Raw genomic sequence first — 22,441 nt, 5'->3', positions numbered from 1 at the left:
AAGCCGAGCTACGAAGTGTTATTGGTTTTAATGAATCCTTGCGACCTATTTGCAGCAGGTGGCAATGTTTTTTTTGCAGAGGACGGAATTGTTTTTGTTACCCCCGTAGATTTTTGGCTTACTGCATGGTTTCTTGTAAAGGGCGGGATCTGTTAAATGCTTGTGCGAGCGCTTGTCACGAGTAGCGACGATTCGGCATAAGGATGTTCGAACAAGTGCGGCTAAGTGAGGGTCGTCAAAATCTTTCGACTTATTTATTTTCTTCACGGCTCGCATCTCTTTATCTACATGTGAATCATCAAATGAAACGGTTTTGCCGCTTCTTTCAAGATTGCTAATTAAATTCAAAACAGACTCGATCTTGGATAGTTCTTTCTTGTATAAACTTCCGCCTAATACAAGCTTTCCGGGGCCGTCTTTGATCCATGATCTGAGTCCAGAATAGTTGTAGTGATCGGGGTCGCTGCTCTTGAAGATTGATATAAAGAGGGGAGGGTCAACGACAATGCACATATGTCCTCTCCCTACAGTAATGATAGGCTTTCACGAATGAAAAATTCGCGATACTCTGAGGGTTGACTTTTGCCGATACTTCCGTCGCGTTCGATCTTAATTGGGTAAACTGTGTTGGTTCCACTGGAGTGTTGAAAGTAAAGTATTTGGCTACTAAAATTGCTGGATTCTTTTTGGTGTTTTTTGATGTTGATGCGAAAGCGGTCTATCAAAAAATCACTGTGTGTCTCAATAAAGAATTTCTTTGCGTCCGATCTTGCTAGCTGTGCGATCAGATCGCCAAGCATGGCTTGAGCGCGTGGGTGAAGATGGACTTCAGGTTGTTGGATGGAAAAAGTAGATTTCTTGGGGCGAATGAATGCCTCGACGATTACGGGCAGTGATTGAGACACTCCGTAACCAACGGTATCCAACGAGAGTGGCGATTTATCCAGGCTTATGTTCACTTCAAATGGTGCGCGTGGCTCGTCTGAGTACTCTTTGATTTCGATCGAGGAGAACAGTCCGCTTCCCTTGCCAGCGTAGTCCATGAATGATTTGAAGCTTTTTGCAGTGGCTGAGCTCTTTAGACGCCTCCTAATCACATAGGGAGTGTGAGCTCCTTCTGATGAGTAGGAAGTTTGTGGCGAGTCGTAAGTCCGCTTTGGCCTTGAGCGTATTGGCGCAATCTCAACAAACCCTTCCACGAAATCAGGTGCTTTGATTTCAAAATTGCCTGGATCAAATTTTGGGTTTTCGTAGAGTCTGTCTTTGAAACGGATTAGGGTGGGTTCTCCGAAATGATCATTAATGATGTCGTTACCAGATTTTGAGGAAATGTGAAATTTTGCGAAAGAGTTGGCGATATGCTCTGGAGATTTTGACAGGGTGGCGGCATTAAATTTTTTCGACGCGCACTTAAATGTATCGCCTTTCTTACGTGTGTAGAACGATCCTGCCACTGACCGAATGGTCCCGCCTTCGGCAATAGACACCTTGCTTGGCACTGGGCGTCCGTCCAAAGACGAATATGTCACGAACATACCGTGAATTTTTTGGTTGGAGTGTGACGGAATTAAGATGGCCCCGACGGTGAAATTTTTTTTGTCGCTTGAGCTGACACTTACAAGGTCAAGGAAATGATGCTCATTGTGCTCAGGGGCTCCGAATCGCGGCTCAAAGCCCCAAAAATTTAACTGTGCCATTGTTTCAAGAAGTAGCAAGAACGAAGACTTGCCACTACTGTTCTCTCCGACGAGAAAATTAACTCGCTCTATTGGAATTAGGGTGTTGCGAAAGCCTCGATAATTGTCAGCGTAGATGTAAGTGGTCATTGTGTTTTCTCTTGATGGGCGACGATTTGAATCCGTTTTTAACTGAAAAACAAACCCCGAAGTCTAGCCCGTCAAATCGAGTCATGATCATCGAGAGCCTCCCGTGCGAATCAATGAATTCCCCTGATCGCGCCGCCCAGTTCTGCAACCTTTCTCGGAGACGGCGACCATGCAGTGATCCTCTCACCCGGAACCGGCGTCGGCAAGCCGGGAATGGGCGAGGCGATGGTGCGGCGCCATCCGTGGCACCTTTCGCAATGGCGTTCAACGCGGTTGCTTCAACATCCCAGTAAGCCGATCAAGCTGCGCCCGATACCCATCCAGCACCTTGGCCGTGACCACGGCATACCGATCCGCCTCATCCCAATGCCGCGCCTCCAGTGCCTCGCGCACGCCAGGCACGGTCTTCACGCCATAGCCGGTGAGCATCCCTGGCGCATAGATCATGTGCCGGAACCAGCGGCGGCCGGGCAGGCCATCGGGGTCGGTGAGCGACTGTTCCATGCGGCCCATCAGCGCGTTCAGTTCGTTGCGCTGGGTGTCACCGAGGTCGAGCCCGGTGGCAGCGCGGGCGTGGTAGGCGGCCTCGTAGGCCTGCGCGCTCTGCTTCAACTGCTTCGCGGCCTGGTCCAGCGGTGCAAGGTCGATGGCCGGCACGTCGGAATCGCGTTCCGGCGGCGCGACCGGACGGCTGGGATCGCTGGTCAGCGCGAACGCGTGCTGGTCGAGCAGGCGGTGCTGCTCGGCGGTGGCCTTGCGGGTGTCGTCGACCAGCTTGTGCAACTGGCCGACGTAGCGGTCCAGCGTGTCGCTGAAGTCGCCGAAGCGCAGCGGCAGCACGCGGGCGTCGGCGGTGCGCAGCACGATGTGGCCGGCCACCTTGGACAGCGCCACGCCGTATGCGAACGTGGGGTCGCCGAAGCGCGCGTAGTGGTCGAAGGAGTCGTAGCGCGAGTGGTACACGCCGCCGTCGTCGTCCTCGCCGCCGAAGCCGAGATCCAGCGAGGCGATGCCCAGGTGTTCGAGGAAGGCACTGTAGTCGGAGCCGGAACCCAGCGCGGCTATCGGCAGGTCGCCGCCAGCAGCCGCCAGCTTGGCGTCTTCCTTCGCCTGCGGGTTGGCGCCCTTGGCCGCGCCTTCCACCAGCATGCGGGCGCGCAGGCGCTGCTGCACGCTGACGTGCGTTTCCGGATCGGCGACACCGGCGGCGACCTGGTTCACCAGGTGCTGCAGCGAATGGCTGCCGCCGGCGTCGAGGAAGCCGCGGCCGTTGGTGTCGGAGTTGACGTAGAGCACGGCCTTGGCCTGCAACTCCTTGGCATGCGTCTCGGCCCATTCGGTGGAGCCGAGCAGGCCCGGTTCCTCGCCGTCCCAGCTGGCGTAGACCAGGGTGCGCTGCGGCCGCCAGCCCTGCTTGACCAGCGTGCCGATCGCCTTGGCCTCGGCCAGCAGCGCCACGTTGCCGGCCAGCGGGTCCCAGGCGCCGAACATCCAGCCGTCGTGGTGGTTGCCGCGGACGATCCACTGGTCCGGCTCGCTGGCGCCCTTGAGCGTGGCGATCACGTCGTAGACGGGCTTGCGGTCCCAGTTCGATTCGACGACGAGATGCGCCTTCGCCGTGCCGGGGCCGATGTGGTAGGTGAGGGGCAGGGCGCCGCGCCAATCGGCCGGCGCCACCGGGCCGCCCAGCGATGCGAGCAGCGGCGTGGCGTCGGCGTAGGAGATCGGCAGCACCGGGATCTTCATCAGCGTCTTGGCGTCTTTCAGCGCCAGGTGCTTCGCGCCGGGCACGGAGCCGTAGCCGGGCGTGGTGGGGTCGCCGGGATAGACCTGCATGTCGGCCACGGAACCGCGCTGCACACCGTCGGCGGGGCGCCAGCCGCCGTTCGGCCAGGTGTCGCCGCGCCAGTAGCCGTCGTCGCGCGGGTCGGAGTAGATCAGGCAGCCCACCGCGCCGTGTTCCTGGGCGAGCTTGGGCTTCAGGCCGCGCCAGCCGCCGCCGTAGCGCACGATCACGATCTTGCCCTTCACGGTGATGCCGCGCCGGGCCAGCGCCTTGTAGTCGTCCGGCATGCCGTAGTTGACGTAGACCAGCGGCGCGGTGACGTCGCCGTCGGCGCCGTAGACGTTGTACGGCGGCAGCGTGCCCTCGCGGATGGCCGAGGTGGCGTCGCCGGGTACCGCCGGCTCGCTGAGCTTCGCGGTGTAGGGCCTGGGCCCCAGCAGTTCCAGCGCCACCTTCTTCGGCGTGGGGTAGAGCACGTCGAAGGTCTCGATGTGCGCGTCCCAGCCCCATGCGCGGAACTTCGCCAGCATGAATTCGGCGTTCGCCTTGTCGTGCGGCGTGCCCACCTGGTTGGGCTGCGAGGACATCTGCTGCAGCCAGGCGCGCTGGTCGGCGGGATCGAGCAGGGCGTCGAAGCGCTGTTCCAGGTTTTTCTGCTGCGCCGCGCCGTCGGCGGTGAAGCCGAGCATGCCGCCGGCGGGCGCCGGGTCGGCAGGCGGGGCGGCCGCGGCGGTGAAGGTGAGCAGCAGGCAGCCCAGGGCCAGTGCCGGGCGAATGGTGGGGTGGATCATGCGGAGACTCTCCTTCGCGACGTGGGGCGTGGTGTGGCGACCGGTCAGCCGCCGCAGCGGGGGCGGCGTGCCGGGTCGGCGGGCTTGCGTCAACTTTTGTGCTCCGGGGGCGAGGCGGCCCGATTGCCGCCCTTCGCCGGCACGGTGATGTTGCGGTGGTAGAGCGGGTCGCCGTCCTCGGCGCTGAAGCGCAGGCGGTACTTGCCGGGGCGCAGGTAGAGATCGGAACCTGGCACGCCCTGCGCGTTGATCGTCATCCGCATGTCCAGCGTGCCGAACAGCGGAACCCGATCCAGCACCATGCGGTCGGCCGGGATCGCGTCGTCGCTCTCGTCGGCGTAGCGCGCCTCGACCAGGCAGGGAAAGTGTTGCTGGCAGCGCGCGCCGTCGACGAACGCGGGTTGGCGCAGGCCGCCCAGGGCCAGCCAGTCGGGCCGGCCGCGCACCCGGTGGATGGGCGGGAAGAACACGCTGACGTCGTAGCCCGGGCGCAGCGACCAGGGCTTGCCTGCGGTGCTGGTGAACACGATGGGCACGTCCGGATGCAGCTGCTGCATCACGGCAGCGTAGATCGGGTGGTCGTCGCTGGCGAGTGCATGCGGATACAGCACGGTCTGCTCGACCGACAGCATCGGCAGTCCGGTGAGCTTGTACAGATGCTCGGCCATGGAGGAGCCGCCGAGGTAGCGGCCCGACTTCACGATGTGCCCGTAACCGGCATCGACCACCAGCCGTGCCCTGGGATCGCGCTTGAATACGGCCTCGTAGAGGTTGCGCGCCTGCGCGGCCTCGCGCGCGTCGCCGCTGGCGTCGGGCCCGGCCTCGTAGGCGACCACCTTGAAACCCAGCTTCAGGGCGGTGCGCACCATCTCGGCGCAGACCGGCTCCTCGGTGTAGAAGCCGCTCTTGTCGACGGGGTAGCCGCGCGCCTGCAGGCCGGTGTCGGCCTGGTACAGCGTCTCGGCGGCGAAGTAGTCGAAACCTTCCTCGCGCAGCCGGCCCAGCAGCTGCACGGTGAGGCTGCGGGTGAGCGCCACGTTGTGCGCCTCGTTGAGCAGCACGACGGGATACGCCTTCGCCAGCTGCGGGATCGCCGCCAGCGCGGGATGGGCGTGGTAGCCGGGCAGGCCCAGCGGCGAAGGGGCATCGTCCCGTGCGGGCACCTGCTTGATCGAGAAGCTGGCCGCCGCGTCGGGATAGTCGCCGATGAAACTCTGGTACCAGCTGATGTACTGGCCGAAGATCAGCCGGAACGCCGGCGACTTGTCCTTGTCGTAGGCGTCGCGCATCGCCTGGTACTGGGCGAGCAGCCCCTTGTGCCGGTTCGCCGCGGCCATGATCCGGTCGGACTTGCCGGCCGCGGCGAGCTGCAACGCCTGCCACTGCTCCGGCGTCGGGGCTGCTGCCTGGGCCGCCGCCTGGGCGGAGGCGGCACGCGGGCCGCACGCCGGCAACGCGCAGGCGAACAGGACGGCCAGGCGACGGTGAGGGAACATCGGCTACCTCGGGGAGGAACGGCCCCGTCGCCTGCCGTTTTACCAGCCTCGCCGGATGCTGTCCCGTACGGCGTCCGGATCCGGGCCACAAGTCATGGGCCAGCTCACTGCAAACCCTGCCATACCGCCTTGAGCAATTCGTCGCTGGGATCGCTGCCCTGTTCCCAGTACATCAGGCCGCCGAGGTGTTGCGCCTTCACGTACGCGGCCTTGGCGGCGATGGATTGCGGATCGTCGTAGGTGATGAAGCGGCGGGTCTTTTCGTTCCACAGGTAGGGCGCATCGGCCTTCGCGTCCCAGTAGCGCACGTAGCCGTTGCGGTTGATGTAGTCGGCCTTGAGCTGCGGCCAGTCGTGGCCGCCCTGGTAGTGGCCGTATTTCTGGAACATGCCGTGGTGGGCCGGGTCGACGTCGGCGAATTCGCGGGCGTAGAACGCCACGCCCGGCACCAGCTTGGCGGGCGGCACGCCGGCGGCGAGGAACTGCCGCACCGCGCGCGACAGCGTGCGCGCATCGGCGGGCGCCAGTGCGGACGCGTGCAGGCCGGTGTGGTTGCAGGTGGTCGGCGTCATCACGTTGCAGAAGTCGTAGGTCATCATGTTGAACCAGTCCAGCGACGGCGCCACCGCGGCGAGGTCGATGCCGTCCACGAACGGGCCGTCGGCGGCGGCGATGGTCAACAGGTAATGCTTGCCGTGGCCGGCGCGGTCCAGCGCGGCGCGCAGCGCCTTCAGCAGCGCGGTGAAGTGTTCGCGGTCCTGCGGGCTGGAGGCGATGCCGGATTCGTGGTGGCCGGGATATTCCCAATCCACGTCGAGGCCGTCGGCATGCGTGTCCACGAGCAGGGCGGCGGCGCTGTCGGCAAAGCGCTGGCGGCTTTCCGCCGTCATCGCCGCATCGGAGAAGCCGCCCACGCTCCAGCCACCCACCGAGATCATCACCTTCAGCCCGGGATGCGCAGCCTTCAGCGCGATGCGTTGCTGCAGCAGCGCACGGGCGGCGGTGGACAGCGTCACGCGGCCATCGGCCGGATGCGCGAACGCGAAGATCAGGGTGTCGATGCGATCCACGTCGGCGGCGGGAATCGGATGGTGCACGGTGTCGTAGGCCACCACGCGATAGTGTCCGGAAGCGGCGTGTGCGAGCGGCGCGCAGGCGAGCATCGCCAGCAGCGGGAACAGGGTGAAGCGAAAGCGCGATGGCATCGTGGGAGTTCCGCAACGGGGGGAGTCTCGATCATCGCAGCGCCGCGGCGGCGCGGCCAGTGCGAATTACACTGTGGTCCTGCAGTTGTCCGGGCATTGCGTGTGAACCCAGCCGACCAAGCCGACGATCCTCGTCCCCAGCCGCCGCCCGAGCCCGATCCCGGGGAGTGCTGCGGCAACGGCTGCGATCCCTGCATCTACGACCTGTACAACGATCAACTGGCGTATTACCGCGCCGCGCTGGCGGCGTGGCAGGCGCGGCATCCCGATACCTGAAGCGGCGCTGGCAATCGCGGCGACCGCCCCCAGATCAGGGCGAACCGTGCTTCCGGATGCCGCCATGATCCCGTTCTCCGTACTCGACCTCGCGCCGATCACCGCAGGCAGCGATGCCGCGCAGGCGTTCCGCAACACGCTGGACCTGGCGCAGCATGCCGAGCGGCTGGGCTACACGCGCTACTGGCTGGCCGAGCACCACAACATGCCGGGCATCGCCAGCGCGGCGACGGCGGTGCTGATCGGCCACGTGGCGGCCGGCACCTCGACCATCCGCGTGGGTGCGGGCGGCATCATGCTGCCGAACCATGCGCCGCTGCAGGTGGCGGAGGCGTTCGGCACGCTGGCCGCGCTGCATCCGGGGCGGATCGACCTCGGCCTGGGTCGCGCGCCCGGCACCGACCACGCCACCGCGCGGGCGCTGCGCCGCTATTACGACAGCGCCGACGAATTTCCGCAGGACGTGGTGGAACTGCTCGGCTATTTCGAGCCGGCCACACCGGGGCAAACGGTGCGCGCCGTACCCGGCGCCGGCAGCGAGGTGCCGGTGTGGATCCTCGGCTCCAGCCTGTTCGGCGCGCGGCTGGCCGCGCAGCTGGGTTTGCCGTATGCGTTCGCCTCGCACTTCGCGCCCGATGCGATGGACGAGGCGCTGGCGTTGTACCGCCGCGACTTCAAGCCCTCCGCGCGGTTGGCGCGACCCTACGCGATGCTTGGCCTCAACGTGGTGGCGGCCGGCGGCGATGCCGAGGCGCGCCGCCTGTTCACCACCCAGCAGCAGAGCTTCATCAACCTGCGTCGCGGCCAGCCGGGGCTTATCCCGCCGCCGATAGCCGACATCGAGGCGTACTGGACGCCGGCGGAAAAACTGATGGTGGAGCGGGCGCTGGCGTGCGCGGTGGTGGGCGATGCCGCCACGGTGAAGCAGGGCATCGCGGAGTTCGTTGCGCGGCACAGGCCGGACGAGCTGATGATCACCAGCAACGTGTTCGACCATGGGCTGCGGCGGCGGTCGTATGAACTGGTGGCCGCCGCGCGCGGGTAGCTCTCCAGGTACCCGCATGGCTCTCCCCTCTCCCGCAAGCGGGAGAGGGGTTCTTGCTCTCATGCTTTCGCAAGTTTCAAAGCGGTTTCGTGCGCCGCTTTTCGGCCGGGCTTCCTGCCCGGTCGACAAGGCATCGCCCTCCCTGGCGATGCCCGCTGCGCGTCCTGATCGTCCCCGCCTCACCGCCTCCGAGGGACCCCGGGTAGAGCAGCGCGCTCCTGCGCGCAGAAGCAACGGCCAGGGCCGTGTACTGCAAGGACTTGAGCTGATGCGCTTGTCTTCCTCTCCCGCCAGCAGGAAAGTTCGGGGTGGGCTGCTTCGTTCTTACTGCCCCACGCCCACCAGCTTCACGTCGAACACCAGCGAGGCATCCGGCGGGATCACCCCGCCGGCGCCGTGCGCGCCGTAGCCGAGTTCGGCGGGGATCAGCAGGGTGCGTTCGCCGCCCACGCGCATGCCGGCCACGCCCTGGTCCCAGCCCTTGATGACCTGGCCCTGGCCCAGCGGGAAGGAGAACGGTTTACCGCCGTGGTCGTCGGTGCTGTCGAACTTCGTGCCGTGCTTGTCCGTGGCGTGTTCGTCGTACAGCCAGCCGGTGTAGAGCACCTGCACGGTCATGCCCGGTTTCGCCTCGGCGCCGCTGCCGACCTTGGTGTCGACGATGCCGAGCTTGTCCACCTGGCCGCTGCTGACCGGCGCGGGCGGCGGCGCGCCGGTGCAGGCGGCCAAGGCGCACAGCGCGAGGGCGGAGGAGGCGAGCAGGGCGAGGGAGCGACGCATGGGAGATGTCCGCGATGATGAACGCGCATCATCGCAGATCATCGAGGCCTCATGCCGCCGCGGCCCGCGGTTGCGGCCACGCATGCGCGGGATAGTAGAGCCGCATCATGCGGGCCACGTAGTCGACCAGGTTGGGGTGGCGTTCGGCGGCCGCACGCAGCGGCGTGTGGAAGAACGGCGTGAGGATCGCCGCGAGCACGCCGAATGCGATCGCGTCCACCGCGTGCGGCCGTTCGCCGAACAGGTGTTCGCGATCGCCCAGCAGGGCGGCCAGCGCGTCGATCGAACGCGTGCCCAGCTCGGCGATCTGCTCGCGGCTGTGGCGGCCGAGGCCGTGCGCGTGCAGCTCGTTCTGCTTGGCGGCCTGCATGTCCTCGCGCAGGCGCTCGCGCACCGCCTCGGGCGCGCGGTCGGCGAAATGCGCCGGGCCCTTGGCGAAGTTCGCCGCATCGATCCAGCGGAACCAGACCATCGCCCAGTACAGGTGGTCCTCGACGAGTCGCTCGATCGCCCAGGCTTCGGCACGCTGGCGCGCATCGAGGCCGGCGTCCAGATCCTGCCCGTACTTGCGCTCGAGGTGGGCGCGGATGAAGGAGGAGTCGCACACCACTTCGCCCGCGTCGTCGATGTACGGCAGCTTGCCCTTGGGCGCTTCCGGCGGTATCGCGAATACCTTGCGGTAGGGCAGGCCGGCCATCTGCAGTTGCACCTCGGTCTTGGTGACGAAGGGGCTGGGGTCGGGCAGGCCGAAGGCGGGTGCGCAGCCGTACAAGGTGATCTGCGGCGTGGTCATGGCGAGGCTCCTTGCTGGGACGGGGCGTAGTCTCGCCAGGCGCTGCTGACAGCCTGCTGTCAGCAGTCGCGTGTTCATGTGGCTGGCGGTACCGCCGGCTTGAGCGCTTCCAGCAGTGGCCGGACCAGTTCGAGCGGCAGCGGGAACACGATGGTGGAGGCCTTGCCGTTGTTGGACATGTCGGCCATCGTCTGCAGGTAGCGCAGCTGCAGCGCCTGCGGTTGCTGCGAGAGCAACGCGGCGGCGTCGCGCAGTTTTTCCGCGGCCTGCAGTTCGCCCTCGGCATGGATCACCTTGGCGCGCCGCTCGCGTTCGGCCTCGGCCTGGCGGGCGATCGCACGCACCATCGTCTCGTTGAGGTCGACGTCCTTGATCTCGACGTTGGTGACCTTGATGCCCCACGGGTCGGTGGCCTCGTCCAGGATCCGCTGCAGGCTGTGGTTGATCGAGTCGCGCTGCGACAGGATCTCGTCCAGCTCGTGCTGGCCGAGCACCGAGCGCAGCCGCGTCTGCGACAGCTGGCTGGTGGCCTGCAGGAAGTTTTCCACCTGCAGCACCGACTTCTCCGGTTCCATCACGCGGAAATACACCACCGCATTGACCCGCACCGACACGTTGTCGCGCGAGATCACGTCCTGCGGCGGCACATCCATCACGGTCACGCGCAGGTCCACCCGCGTCATGCGCTGCACGATGGGCACCAGGATCACCAGGCCCGGCCCCTTGATGCCGGTGTAGCGGCCCAGCGTGAGCACCACGCCGCGCTGGTACTCCGGCAGCACCTTGATCGACAGGAACAGCAACAGGACCACCACGATGACGACGACACCACCGAACCCGATCATGGGAGACCTCCTTTGTTCGCCTGCGAGGGCGTGACGTGAAGCAGCAAGCCGTGCCGTGCGGTGACGCGCACGCGCGTCCCGGCCGGCAGGGCGACTTCGCAATGTACACGCCATCGTTCGCCGCCGATGAGCGCCCAGCTTTCGCCGCCGGCCGGCACCGCCTGCAGCAGTTCGCCACCGGCCTGCAGCATCGGTTCGTCGCCGAGGAAGTGCCTGGCCCGGCGCGCGCGCGACACCAGTCGCAGCAGCATGGCCAGCAAGGCGACCGCACAGAAGGCGAGGCCGGCGATCACGCCCACGTTCACCTCGTAGCCCGGCACGCCGCGATGGAACAGCATGATCGAGCCGATCACAAACGCGATCACGCCGCCGATGCCCACCACGCCCGCGGTGGGCACGAAGGCCTCCGCCAGCAGCAGGCCGATGCCCAGCGCCATCAAGGCCAGGCCCGCGTAGTTCACCGGCAGCAGCTGCAGCGCGTACAGACCCACCAGCAGGCAGATGCCGCCGGTGACGCCGGGCAGCCAGGTGCCGGGGTGGAACGCTTCCAGGATCAGTCCGTAGATGCCTGCCAGCAGCAACAGGTAGGCGATGGTCGGGTTGGTGATGATGCCCAGGAAGCGCGCCCGCCAGTCCGGCGGGTAGTCGTGCACCGCCAGGCCGCGCAGCTTCAGTACCACGCTTTGATCACCGAGCTTCACCGTGCGGCCATCGGCCTGCGCCAGCAGCGCGGCGGCATCGTTGGCGACGAAGTCGACCACGTGCTGGCTGGCCGCTTCGCCGGCGGTGAGCGTGGAGGCGCCGCGCACCGCCTGCCCGGCCCACGCCGCGTTGCGTCCATGCAGCTGCGCCAGCGAGCGGATGTAGGCGATCGCGTCGTTGAGCACCTTGCGGGTTTCGGCGTCGGTGGCGGGGCCGTCGGCTTCGGGTGCGTCGCTGCTCTTGGGTGTAGCGGGTCGTGTGCCGCCCAGCGGCAGCGGCGTGCCGCCGCCGAGGCTGACCGGGGTCGCCGCCCCCAGGTGGGTGGCCGGTGCCATCGCCGCGATCGGGCAGGCGTAAAGAATGTAGGTGCCGGCCGAGGCGGCGCGCGCGCCGGCAGGCGCCACGTAGCCGAGCACCGGCAGCCGCGACGCCAGGATCGCGCTGACGATCTGCCGCATCGAATCGGCGAGGCCACCCGGCGTGTCCATCTGCAGCACGATGGCGGTGGCGCCGTCGGCGGCCGCCTGTCGCATTGCAGCATCCACGTATTCCGCCGCGGCGGGGCCGATCGGACCGTCCAGGTCGATCCGCGCCACGAAACCGGCGTTGCCGCGCGCAGGCGGTGGCGATCCGGCCGCGGGCGCGGCCAGCGCCAGTGCAAGGGCAGTGGCGACGCCCAAGCTGAGCCATGGCCTGCGCCACATGCAGCTCTCCTTCCGAATCGCGGTGTCTCACAGTGCGCCGGCAGGTGTTGCGGCGATGTCTAGGCTGCTTCCAGGCGGCACCGTGGATGGTCCGGCATTCGGGAAACCCTGGTTTTGCCCGTCATCCCGGCCTTCGCCGGGATGACGGGTACCGGGCGGCGAAGCATTTGCGGTGCCTGGCCGCCACATCAGGCAGCTCTTTGCAGGGGTGGAATTTCGCGGTACGCCCGATCCACGCTATCTTGCGCGGCAGCGTCCATCCGGGGAGTACCAGCGTGAACCCATCCGCATCCAGCGCGTCGCCGCGCGCCGAACTGACCCTGCGCGGCCTGGTCATCGGCATCGTCATCACGGTGGTGTTCACCGCGGCGAACGTGTTCTTCGGCCTCAAGGCAGGCCTCACCTTCGCCACCTCGATCCCGGCCGCGGTGATCTCGATGGCGATACTGCGGGCGATGAAGAACTCGACGATGCAGGAGAACAACATCGTGCAGACGGTGGCCTCGGCCGCCGGCACGCTGTCCTCGATCATCTTCGTGCTGCCCGGCCTGATCATCATCGGCTGGTGGAACGGCTTTCCGTTCTGGATGAGCTTCGGCATCTGCGCCACCGGCGGCATCCTGGGCGTGATGTACACCATCCCGCTGCGCCGCGCGCTGGTGACCGATTCCGACCTGCCGTACCCGGAGGGCGTGGCCTGCGCCGAGGTGCTGAAGGTGGGTTCGGGCGGCGGCGAGGCGGCGGCCGAATCGGTGGAATCCGGCGGCGCGGGGCTCAAGGCGGTGGTGGTGGGCTCCATCGTCTCCGCGGTGTTCTACGTGATCGTGCAGACCAAGCTGTTCGCCGACACGGTGTCCAGCTATTTCCGTTTCGGCGACAAGGGCGCGGCCACCGGCTTCGATTTCAGCCTGTCGTTCGCGCTGTTCGCGGTGGGCCACCTGGTGGGCCTGTGGGTGGGCGTGGCGATGCTGGTGGGCGCGATCATCGGCTGGGGTTGGGCGGTGCCGCACTTTCTCGTCCTGCACCCCATCGCGGGCGCGGCCGCGGATGCGGCCCAGGCCACCTGGAGCCATTCCGTGCGCTTCGTGGGCGCCGGCACCATCGGCGTGGCGGCGATCTGGACGCTGGCCAAGCTGGTGAAGCCGGTGATCGGCGGCCTGGCCGGCGCGATGCGCGCGTCGAAGGCGCGCAAGAGCGGCCAGCTGCACACGCTGCCGCGCACCGAGCACGACATGCCGATCGGCATGGTCGGCCTGATCACCCTGCTGTGCCTGATCCCGGTCGCCTGGCTGCTGGGCCATTTCGGCAACATCAGCGGGCTGGGTGCGGTGACGCCGGCGCTGGTGATCGGCGGCGTGCTGTTCGTGATCATCCTGAGCTTCCTGGTCTCCGCGGTGTGCGGCTACATGGCCGGCCTGATCGGGTCGAGCAACAGCCCGCTGTCGGGCGTGGGCATCCTGGTGGTGATCATCGCCGCGCTGCTGCTGGTGCTGGGCGTGAAGTCGATGGTGCCGGCCGAGCAGGGCAAGGCGCTGGTGGCGTTCGCGCTGTTCATCACCGCGATCGTGTTCGCGGTGGCGTCGATCGCCAACAACAACCTGCAGGACCTCAAGACCGGCCAACTGGTCGACGCCACGCCCTCGCTGCAGCAGTGGGCGCTGGTGATCGGCGTGATCGCCGGCGCGCTGGTGATCCCGCCGGTGCTGGACCTGCTCAACCAGGCCTACGGTTTCCTCGGCGCGCCGGGCGCCGATCCCGCGCGCGCGCTGCCGGCGCCGCAGGCCGGCCTGATCTCGGCGCTGGCGCAGGGCGTGATCACCGGCAACATCGACTGGAGCCTGATCATCATCGGCGGCGCGATCGGCGTGGCGTTGATCGTGCTGGACGAGATCCTGGTGCATGCGACGAAGTCGATGCGCCTGCCGCCGCTGGCGGTGGGGCTGGGCATCTACCTGCCCACCTCGACCACGCTGATGGTGGTGGTGGGCGCGCTGGTCGGCGCCTGGTTCGACAAGCGCGCGGACCATGGCCCCAAGCCCGAACCCACCAAGCAGCTCGGCGTGCTGCTGGCCTCGGGCCTGATCGTGGGCGAGAGCCTGCTGGGGGTGATCGTGGCCGCGCTGGTGGCGTTGTCCGGCAAGCAGTCGCCGCTGGCGCTGGTGGGCGAGGGTTTCCACGGCGCGGCGATCTGGATCGGCGGCATCGTGTTCGTGGCCAGCGTGGTGGTGATGTACCGCTGGATCGCGGGCATGGGGCAGGGCACCCCCGCGAAGTGACCACGGGCGCCGTTCATCGCCTGCAACAAGGCCTGCTCTAAACTAGTGGGGTACCGGGTCCGGCGTGTTGTCCGGGCCCGGCTTCGCCGGTCGGTCGCTCGGGTGATCGATCGGCAGGCGGTCCATCCGTGAATCGAGTCATCGGGCTGTTTCTCGACAGCCTGCCAGGTACCTCCCAGGGAAAACGAGCGTCGCGTGGAGCAGCAAAAAGTCGAGCCGGTGCCACGCACGGAGGATGCCCTGAACCCGCCCAGCCAGCGGGTGGTGGTGCTGCGCCGGGTCGCCGGGCCGTTGCTGTCGGTGGGCATGCTGGTGCTGGCGCTGTGGGGCCTGCGCCAGCTGGCGCGCCACGTCACCTATCACGAGATCCGCGAGTACGTGGCCGGCGTGTCGCGTGCGCGGCTGCTGCTGGCGATCGTGCTGACCATGCTGGGTTTCGGCGCGATGTCGCTGTACGACCGCTTCGGCCTCAAGTCCATCGGCAGGTCGCTGCCGTGGCAGCGGGTCACCCTGATCTCCTTCATCAGCTACGCCTTCAGCAACGCGGTGGGCATGTCGTTCCTGGTGTCGGGTTCGATCCGCTACCGCTTCTACCTGCAGAACGGCCTCTCCACCGCCGAGATCGCCAAGCTGGTGCTGTACTGCACGCTGAGCTTCTGGCTGGGCCTGCTGGCGCTGACCGGGGCGACCCTGCTGGTGGAGCCGTTGCCCGCCGGCCTGCAGGCCAGCGACTGGCTGATCCAGGCGAGCGACTGGCGAATCCCGCTGGCCATCGTGCTGGCGGCGGTTCCGCTGGCCTGGATCCTCGGTGGCTTCATCCGCAAGCCGATCCGGCTGTGGCGCTGGCGCGTGCTGCTGCCGCGGCCGGCCTCCGCGTTGCGCCAGGTGCTGGTCGGCGCGCTGGACTGGTGGCTGGCGGCGGCGGTGATGTACGTGCTGATGCCGGACAGCCTGCATGCCAGCTTCGGGCACTTCCTGGCGATCTTCGTGATCGCGCAGATCGTGGGCCTGATCAGCCACGTGCCGGGCGGCCTGGGCGTGTTCGAGACGGTGATGCTGGCCGGCTTCCACGCCACCAACGACCAGCACCTGGCCGCCCCCATCCTGGGCGCGCTGGCGATGTTCCGCGTCGTCTACTACCTGATGCCGCTGTGCGCGGCGACCATGCTGGTGCTGCAGCGCGAGGCGCGCGGCTTCCGCAAGCAGTCGCTGTGGTCGCCGTGGTTCACCGGCCTGCTGCCGTCGTTCTTCGCGGGGCTGACCCTGGTGTCCGGCGCCGTGCTGCTGTTCTCCGGCGCCACGCGGGCGCTGCCGGACCGCATGGCGATCCTGCGCGACGCGCTGCCGCTGTCGGTGCTGGAGGTTTCGCACTTCATGGCCAGCGTGATCGGCATGCTGCTGCTGATCCTCGCCCGCGGCCTGCAACGGCGGCTGGACGTGGCCTACTGGGTGACCCTGGTGCTGCTGGTGGCGGGCGCGGTGTTCTCGCTGCTCAAGGGCATCGACTACGAGGAAGCCTCGTTGCTCGCCCTGCTGGCGATGGCGCTGGCGCCGGCGCACCGGCTGTTCTACCGGCGCGCCTCGTTGCTGAGCACGAATTTCTCGGTGGGCTGGATCGTGGCGATCCTCGCGGTGTTCGGCTGCGCCACCTGGCTGGTGATGTTCAGCTACAAGCACGTGGATTACAGCAGCAGCCTGTGGTGGGAATTCAGCTTCCACGAGGGTGGCGCGCCGCGCGCGCTGCGTGCGCTGGTGGGCGCGGCCGCGGCGGGCCTGCTGTTCGCGTTCGCCAGCCTGATCAAGCCGCAACGGCTGCGCCGTGCGCCGCCCAGCGAGACGGAGCTGGAGCGCGCGCTGCCGCTGATCCGCAACTTCCACTCCGCGCAGGCGCACCTGGCCCTGATGGGCGACAAGCGCCTGCTGTTCGATGCCGACGGCAAGGCCTTCCTGATGTACGACACCGAGGGCCGCAGCTGGGTCACCATGGGCGATCCGGTGGGCGAGGACGAGGATGCGCGACGCGAGCTGGTGTGGAGCTTCCTCGAACAGTGCGAGCGCGCGGGCGGCTGGCCGGTGTTCTACCAGGTCAGCCCCGACGACCTGGACATGTACCTCGAAGTGGGCATGAACCTGCTGAAGATCGGCGAGGAGGCGCGCGTGCGGCTGGAGGCGTTCAACCTCGACGGCAAGTCGAAGAAGACCCTGCGCGGCACGATCAACAAGCTGGGCCGCGACGGCCTGCGGCTGGAGATCGTGCCGGCGGACGAGGTGGCGCCGCTGCTGCCCAGGCTGAAGGAAATCTCCGACGCCTGGCTGCGCGACAAGAACGCGCGCGAGAAGCGCTTCTCGCTGGGCGCGTTCGATCCGCGCTACCTGGTGCGCACGCCGATGGCGCTGGTGTGGCAGGGCGAGCGGATCGTGGCCTTCGCCAACCTGTTCCTCACCGCGACGAAGGAAGAGGCTTCGCTGGACCTGATGCGTTTCGTGCCCGAGGGGCCGGCCGGCATCATGGACTTCCTGTTCGTCGAGCTGATGCAGTGGGCGAAGCAGCAGGGCTATCGCTGGTTCAACCTCGGCATGGCGCCGCTGGCCGGCCTCACCAGCCGGCGCCAGGCGCCGCTGTGGAACCGCTTCGGCGCGCTGGTGTTCGGCCGCGGCGAACGCTTCTACAATTTCCAGGGCCTGCAGCGCTACAAGGACAAGTTCGACCCCGAGTGGGAACCGCGCTACATGGCCGTGCCGGGCGGCATCGCGCTGCCGATGATCCTCGCCAACGTGGCCAGCCTGATTTCCGGCGGCCTCACCGGGGTAGTGCGCCGATGAGCATGTCGAGACGAGGTAAGCGGATCATGTGGGCTGGTATCGGTGCGTGCGTGCTCGGGTTGGCCCTGGTCTGGACGCCGTTCTCCAAGCCCAGCCTGGAGCAATCCACCATCGTGCTCACGCCCGCGGCCGGCGTGCCGGCGCCGGCGGGCAAGGACGACGTGCTCACCATCCTGTATTCCGGCGACGGCGGCTGGGCCGACCTCGACAAGCAGCTCGGCAACGCCTTCGTGGCGGATGGCCTTCCGGTGCTGGGCGTCAACGTGTTCAAGTATTTCTGGCGCAGCCGCTCGCCCGACGTGGCTGCGCAGCAGCTGGATGCGCTGATGACGAAGTACCTGGGCCAGTGGCACAAGCGGCGCGTGTGGCTGGTGGGCTTCTCCTTCGGCGCCGACGTGCTGCCCACCATCATCGACAAGCTGAGCCCCGCCAATCGCGCGCGCATCACCCAGCTGGTGCTGCTCTCGCCCAGCCGCGACGCCAGCTTCGAGATCCAGTTCGAGGGCTACATGATCACCCAGGGCCGCTTCAAGGCCTTCGTGAAGACCGTGCTGGAGAAGTTCAACAAGGTGCCGCACTACGACGCGCTGCCGCCGGTGGTGGCGCTGAAGCGGCAGTTTCCGGTGGTCTGCTACTACGGCAAGGACGACGCCGACGACGCCCTGTGCACCGATCCCGGCCTGCCTGCATGGGTGACCGTGCATGCCAAGAACGGCGACCACCATTTCGAGGGCGGCTACCAGCCGCTGGCGGCGCAGATGGTCGGGGAGCTGCCTGCGGCAGGCGCCACCGCGGCGGCGCCTGCGCAGCCGTGAGCGGCGGGTTCGTCGCGGACGCGCCCGAGGCCGCGCTGTCCACCCTGTTCGTGCCTTTCGACAGCGGCGTGCTGAAGTTGCCGGCCGACGCCCGCGTGCTGTTCCTGCGCGCCCGCGCCGGCGTGCGCCTGCGTGAAATCGCGCAATCCGGCTGGCTGTGCGAGCAGGGCTTCCTGCCGTTCGCCGGCGAGCTGGCGCGTTGCGGGTTGCGCGTGGGCGAGCCGTCGCCCGGCGAAACCTACCCGCTCGTGCTGCTGCTGCCGCCGCGCCAGCGCGACGAGGCACGGGCCCTGTTCGCCCGCGCGCTGGACCGTCTCGCCCCGGGTGGCACGCTGGTGGCGAGCATGGCCAAGGCCGAAGGCGCGAAGTCCGGCGAGGCGGACCTGAGGCAGCTCGCCGGCGTGGCGGGCAGCCTGTCCAAGCATCACTGCCGGGTGTTCTGGGCCACGCCGGAAGCGGAGGCGATCGACCGTGCCCTGCAGGACGCATGGCGTGCACTGGACGCGCCGCGCGAAACCCCGGAGGGCTGGTGGAGCCGCCCCGGCCTGTTCGCGTGGGACCGCGTGGACCGCGCCTCGGCCCTGCTTGCCGCGCATTTTCCCGCCGACCTCGGCGGTCGCGTGGCCGACCTCGGCGCAGGCTACGGCTACCTCGCCGCGCAGCTGATCGCGCGCTGCCCGGGCATCGCCGCGCTGGACCTGTACGAGGCGGAGGCGCGTGCGCTGGAACCGGCGCGCCGCAACACCGCGAACGCGCTGCGCGCCGCGGGGCGCGACCTTCCCGTCGGCGTGCACTGGCACGATGTCACCCGCGGCCTGCCGCAGCGCTACGACGCGATCGTCAGCAACCCGCCGTTCCACCTGGGGCGCGCCGACCTGCCGGAGCTGGGCCGAGCCTTCATCGCCAGCGCCGCCGATGCGCTGGCGGCAGCCGGCCGCCTGCTGATCGTGGCGAACCGCCACCTGCCGTACGAAGCCCTGCTCGGTGCGCGCTTCGCCAAGGTGCGCCAACTCGCCCTGCAGGACGGCTTCAAGGTGATCGAGGCACGCGGGGTCCGCGCATGAAACTGGTCAAGCTGATCGCCAACCTCGGCTACGGCAGCCGCAAGGACGTGGCGTGGATGTTCCGCGAGGGCCGCATCACCGACGCCGACGGCGAAGTGCTGTACGCCGACGACAAGGTCGATCACGCGCGCATCCGCATCGACGGCGAGCCGCTCGATCCGCCGCCCGGCCTGGTGCTGATGCTGCACAAGCCGCTGGGCGTCACCTGCTCGCGCAAGGACCCTGGCCGCGTGGTCTACGACCTGCTGCCGCCGCGCTACCGCGTGCGCGAGCCCGCGCTCTCCACCGTGGGCCGGCTCGATCGCGACACCTCGGGCCTGCTGCTGCTCACCGACGACGGCGCGCTGCTGCACCGGATCATCTCGCCCAAGGCGGACGTGGCCAAGGTCTACGAGGCCACGCTGGCCGAGGACCTGCGCGGCGACGAGGGCGCCCTGTTCGCCAGCGGCACGCTGATGCTGGAATCGGAGACCACGCCCTTGCTGCCCGCGCGGCTGGAGGCGCTGGGGCCGCGCCAGGCGCGATTGACGCTGCACGAAGGCCGCTATCACCAGGTGCGGCGCATGTTCGCCGCCACCGGCAACCAGGTGCAAACGTTGCATCGCGTCGCCGTCGGCGCGCTCGCGCTGGATGCGCTGGCGCCGGGCGAATGGTGCGCGCTGGGGGCGGACGGGGTGGCGCGGATCTTCGCCGGCACGACGTGAGCCGCCGGCAGGGCCCGTGAAAAATTCCGCGGCCTGCGGAATTTTCCAGCGGCGCGTCCGCCACCTGTCCGTACGCGCCTCCGCGGATCAGCCACTTGCGTGGCCGATTCGCGAGCGGCCATCCGTGGCGGCGCCGAGAGACTGTTAGTCGCAGCCTCTCAGCGCAGCACCACCGGCGTCGGGAAAGGGTGCGCGTCGCGCCACTTGCCGCGCTCGTGACGGCAGCTGGGGCCGCCCATCGCGTATTTGCGACAGATGCCGGGGCGCTCCTCGTAGATGCTGCAGCGCATGTGCACCAGGTCGAGCGCGGCGCACCAGCCTTCCTCGCCTTTGGCCAGTGTCTCCAGGCCACTGGCATCGCGGTGTATCAGCCAGGCAGGCACGTGGTCGTCGGGCATCAGCACCACGGTAAGGCGGCAGCAGACCGCCTCGCAGCGATCGCAATGCACGCGCGGGTCGACGCTCTCGGCGTAGGGGTCGGTATCGGTGTCGGTGTTCACGCGTCAGCATGGCAGCTATCGCTGCGCGGCATGTGAACCGCGTGTTCAGTCGCCGCCGTCGCGCAACGCCTGCCAGCCGGCGAGGCCGAGCCGGTGCAGCGTCTCGATGTTGCGCCGGTAGATCGCGTCGGTATCGCCCATCGCCTCCATCGCGCGTTCCACGCTGGCCTCGCGCAGCAAGTGCAGGACGGGATGGGGCGAGCGGTTGCTGAGGTTGCCGATGTCATCCGGCGCGCTTCCGGCGAACTGGTAGTGCGGATGGAAACTGGCCACCTGCAGCACGCCATCCAGCCGCAGCGTCTCCACCGCGGCGTCGGCCACATCGAGGAAGTCGTTGAAGTCGAGGAAGTCGCCGAGTACCTGCGGATGGATCAGCAAGGTGGTCTCGCAGTCGGCCGGGTCGGCGGCGGCCAGGCCCTGCAATTCGCTGCACAGGTCGTCGAGCAGGGCGTCGGCGTCGCGCGCATGGCTCACCGCATAACGGATCGTCTCCTGCGCGAACGGCGCCCGCGCGAACGGACACAGATTGAGTCCGACCACCGCGCGGGCGACCCAGCGCCGGGTCGCTTCGATATAGGGCGTGTCCGCGGGCGTGAGGCCGGCGGTGATCGCGTCGCTGGGCTGGTGCATGGGGGCGCCTCGGGAATGGGCTGCTGCCCGCGCCACCATGCTACGGCGCGCGGCCAAAGAAAAACCGCGCCGTAGCGCGGTTTCATGGACTTGCAGGATATTCCGGGATGTTTGGTTGGTGGAGCGGAGGAGGATCGAACTCCCGACCTTCGCATTGCGAACGCGACGCTCTCCCAGCTGAGCTACCGCCCCACGCGAGTCGCGCATCTTAGCAGTGGCTGGCGGTCGCGCCAAGACCCCGCAGCGGTTCCGGCGGATGCCTGTCTCAACCGGGCAGCAGGGCGGGCAGGCGCTCGTGCAGCACCTCGCGGCGCCAGCCGTCGAGGAAGTCCGGCCACTCGCGGGTGACCGCGTATTCCTCCAGCACCTTGCGCGGACAGAGCAGGCCGGGCGGCAGGTCCAGCTCGGTGGCGCGCGCGTCGACCAGGGCCTTCATCGCATTCAATGCCTGCTTGGCCGCACCCTGCGGATGGGCGGGGATGGCGACGGTGGCGGCGATCTCCCCCACCTCGACCGGATCGCACAGCAGGGCGAACAGCTCGCCGCGCTGGGCGCTGCGCAGGGCGCGCTGGCCGCGGCCGCGCTGTTCCAGTTCGGCGAGGCGGGCGGGCGGCTGCTGGGCCAGGCTCATCGCCAGCGCGTCGTCCAGCAGCCAGGGGCGCGGGCGATCCAGCGCGCGGGCGCTGCGGTCGCGCCACAGCAGGAGGCGGCGCAGCAGGGCTTGCTGTTCCTTCGGCCATTCGGCGGCGCCGCGCAGCGCGCGTTGCGGTTGCGGGTCGCCGTCGCGATGGCTGGCGCGGCGCTTCAGGCGCTCGCAGTCTTCGGCGAACCAGCCGCCGCGGTCGCGCTGGCGCAGCCGTTCGGCCAGCTGGGCGTGGATGGATTCCAGGTACACCACGTCGAGCGTGGCGTAGCTGCGTTGCGAGGCGGTGAGCGGGCGCTGCATCCAGTCCGAGCGTGTCTCGCCCTTGTCCAGCTCGTCGCCGCACAGTTCGGCCACCAGCGCGCGGTAGCTGATGCCCAGCCCCATGCCGGCGAAGGCGGCGGCGATCTGGGTGTCGAACAGCACGCGCGGGCCGTCGGGCAGCAGCGGCGCCAGCGTTTCCAGGTCCTCGCCGGCGCTGTGCATCACGGTGATGGCGTCGCCGCGGCCCAGCGCGGGCTGCAGCGCATCGTCGATCGCGAACGCCAGCGGGTCGACCAGCGCATGGCGGCCGCGGCAACCCAGCTGCAGCAGGGCAAGCTGCGGATGGAAGGTGTCGCGGCGCATGAACTCGGTGTCCAGCCCCACCACGGCACCCGCCGGCACGCCGTCCAGCCAGGCTTGCAGCGTGGCGCGGTCGGCGATCCAGTCGGCGGTGGCGTCGGGCAGGGGCATGC

The 22,441-nt window shown here is 67.7% G+C and carries 19 protein-coding genes and 1 tRNA gene; 7 read left to right on the top strand and 13 right to left on the bottom strand.

All coding sequences use genetic code 11. The annotated features are described in order from the left end of the window. Positions 1 to 45: 45 nt before the first annotated feature. From ABQJ56_RS04645 to ABQJ56_RS04625, 5 genes are all read right to left on the bottom strand, one after another. Positions 46 to 513 carry a hypothetical protein gene (locus ABQJ56_RS04645; RefSeq protein WP_367843819.1) on the bottom strand — a complete coding sequence of 156 codons (468 nt, stop codon included), beginning with the start codon at positions 511 to 513 and terminating at the stop codon, positions 46 to 48. Positions 514 to 524: 11 nt separating this feature from the next. Further along, complete coding sequence (locus tag ABQJ56_RS04640; protein WP_367843818.1) at positions 525 to 1,826, bottom strand: AAA family ATPase; 1,302 nt, start codon at positions 1,824 to 1,826, stop codon at positions 525 to 527. A 264-nt stretch (positions 1,827 to 2,090) separates the two neighbouring features. Further along, complete coding sequence (locus ABQJ56_RS04635) at positions 2,091 to 4,403, bottom strand: transferrin receptor-like dimerization domain-containing protein (RefSeq protein ID WP_367843817.1); 2,313 nt, start codon at positions 4,401 to 4,403, stop codon at positions 2,091 to 2,093. A gap of 89 nt (positions 4,404 to 4,492) precedes the next feature. After that, entirely contained in the window at positions 4,493 to 5,899 is a 1,407-nt protein-coding gene (locus tag ABQJ56_RS04630) for a hypothetical protein (protein WP_367843816.1), read from the bottom strand. A 104-nt stretch (positions 5,900 to 6,003) separates the two neighbouring features. Continuing rightward, complete coding sequence (locus tag ABQJ56_RS04625) at positions 6,004 to 7,104, bottom strand: glycoside hydrolase family 18 protein (RefSeq protein WP_367843815.1); 1,101 nt, start codon at positions 7,102 to 7,104, stop codon at positions 6,004 to 6,006. A gap of 102 nt (positions 7,105 to 7,206) precedes the next feature. Between ABQJ56_RS04625 and ABQJ56_RS04620 the strand changes: the two genes are divergently transcribed. Both ABQJ56_RS04620 and ABQJ56_RS04615 read left to right on the top strand, forming a co-directional pair. Further along, positions 7,207 to 7,380: an oxidoreductase-like domain-containing protein gene (locus ABQJ56_RS04620; protein WP_367843814.1), complete on the top strand. Its 174-nt coding sequence runs from the start codon at positions 7,207 to 7,209 to the stop codon at positions 7,378 to 7,380. A 64-nt stretch (positions 7,381 to 7,444) separates the two neighbouring features. Then, positions 7,445 to 8,425: an LLM class flavin-dependent oxidoreductase gene (locus tag ABQJ56_RS04615; RefSeq protein ID WP_367843813.1), complete on the top strand. Its 981-nt coding sequence runs from the start codon at positions 7,445 to 7,447 to the stop codon at positions 8,423 to 8,425. Between the two features lie 324 nt (positions 8,426 to 8,749). Here ABQJ56_RS04615 and ABQJ56_RS04610 read toward each other — a convergent pair whose 3' ends face one another. The 4 genes from ABQJ56_RS04610 to ABQJ56_RS04595 all read right to left on the bottom strand — a co-directional run bounded on the left by ABQJ56_RS04610 (position 8,750) and on the right by ABQJ56_RS04595 (position 12,249). Then, positions 8,750 to 9,205 (bottom strand): FKBP-type peptidyl-prolyl cis-trans isomerase, encoded by a 456-nt coding sequence (locus tag ABQJ56_RS04610; RefSeq protein WP_367843812.1) that lies wholly within the window; start codon positions 9,203 to 9,205, stop codon positions 8,750 to 8,752. Positions 9,206 to 9,254: 49 nt separating this feature from the next. Beyond that, positions 9,255 to 9,998: a glutathione S-transferase family protein gene (locus tag ABQJ56_RS04605; RefSeq protein ID WP_367843811.1), complete on the bottom strand. Its 744-nt coding sequence runs from the start codon at positions 9,996 to 9,998 to the stop codon at positions 9,255 to 9,257. 74 nt (positions 9,999 to 10,072) lie between these two features. Beyond that, entirely contained in the window at positions 10,073 to 10,843 is a 771-nt protein-coding gene (locus ABQJ56_RS04600; protein ID WP_367843810.1) for a slipin family protein, read from the bottom strand. Then, entirely contained in the window at positions 10,840 to 12,249 is a 1,410-nt protein-coding gene (locus ABQJ56_RS04595; RefSeq protein WP_367843809.1) for an NfeD family protein, read from the bottom strand. Before ABQJ56_RS04595 ends, ABQJ56_RS04600 begins: the two co-directional genes overlap by 4 nt. Before the next feature lie 275 nt (positions 12,250 to 12,524). Between ABQJ56_RS04595 and ABQJ56_RS04590 the strand changes: the two genes are divergently transcribed. The 5 genes from ABQJ56_RS04590 (at position 12,525) to ABQJ56_RS04570 (ending at position 19,931) form a co-directional block, all read left to right on the top strand. Further along, positions 12,525 to 14,525: an OPT family oligopeptide transporter gene (locus ABQJ56_RS04590; RefSeq protein WP_367843808.1), complete on the top strand. Its 2,001-nt coding sequence runs from the start codon at positions 12,525 to 12,527 to the stop codon at positions 14,523 to 14,525. A gap of 195 nt (positions 14,526 to 14,720) precedes the next feature. Beyond that, complete coding sequence (gene mprF, locus ABQJ56_RS04585; protein ID WP_367843807.1) at positions 14,721 to 17,348, top strand: bifunctional lysylphosphatidylglycerol flippase/synthetase MprF; 2,628 nt, start codon at positions 14,721 to 14,723, stop codon at positions 17,346 to 17,348. A 26-nt stretch (positions 17,349 to 17,374) separates the two neighbouring features. Further along, positions 17,375 to 18,163 carry an AcvB/VirJ family lysyl-phosphatidylglycerol hydrolase gene (locus ABQJ56_RS04580; protein ID WP_367843806.1) on the top strand — a complete coding sequence of 263 codons (789 nt, stop codon included), beginning with the start codon at positions 17,375 to 17,377 and terminating at the stop codon, positions 18,161 to 18,163. Further along, positions 18,160 to 19,227 (top strand): class I SAM-dependent methyltransferase, encoded by a 1,068-nt coding sequence (locus ABQJ56_RS04575; RefSeq protein WP_367843805.1) that lies wholly within the window; start codon positions 18,160 to 18,162, stop codon positions 19,225 to 19,227. Before ABQJ56_RS04580 ends, ABQJ56_RS04575 begins: the two co-directional genes overlap by 4 nt. Next, entirely contained in the window at positions 19,224 to 19,931 is a 708-nt protein-coding gene (locus tag ABQJ56_RS04570) for a pseudouridine synthase (protein WP_367843804.1), read from the top strand. The genes ABQJ56_RS04575 and ABQJ56_RS04570 overlap by 4 nt, the downstream gene beginning before the upstream one ends. Before the next feature lie 158 nt (positions 19,932 to 20,089). Here ABQJ56_RS04570 and ABQJ56_RS04565 read toward each other — a convergent pair whose 3' ends face one another. From ABQJ56_RS04565 to ABQJ56_RS04550, 4 genes are all read right to left on the bottom strand, one after another. Next, complete coding sequence (locus tag ABQJ56_RS04565) at positions 20,090 to 20,431, bottom strand: YkgJ family cysteine cluster protein (RefSeq protein ID WP_367843803.1); 342 nt, start codon at positions 20,429 to 20,431, stop codon at positions 20,090 to 20,092. A 45-nt stretch (positions 20,432 to 20,476) separates the two neighbouring features. Continuing rightward, positions 20,477 to 21,061, bottom strand: a complete 585-nt coding sequence (locus ABQJ56_RS04560) for a DUF1415 domain-containing protein (RefSeq protein ID WP_367843802.1) — start codon at positions 21,059 to 21,061, stop codon at positions 20,477 to 20,479. Between the two features lie 116 nt (positions 21,062 to 21,177). Continuing rightward, a tRNA-Ala gene (locus ABQJ56_RS04555) sits at positions 21,178 to 21,253 on the bottom strand. A 73-nt stretch (positions 21,254 to 21,326) separates the two neighbouring features. Next, entirely contained in the window at positions 21,327 to 22,439 is a 1,113-nt protein-coding gene (locus tag ABQJ56_RS04550; protein WP_367843801.1) for a ribonuclease D, read from the bottom strand. Positions 22,440 to 22,441 lie beyond the last annotated feature (2 nt).

Source organism: Rhodanobacter geophilus, assembly GCF_040812275.1.
Classification (GTDB): Bacteria; Pseudomonadota; Gammaproteobacteria; order Xanthomonadales; family Rhodanobacteraceae; genus Rhodanobacter_A; species Rhodanobacter_A geophilus.
Note: the sequence above shows the minus strand (reverse complement) of the source record. Positions and strands in the feature narration are given on the sequence as shown.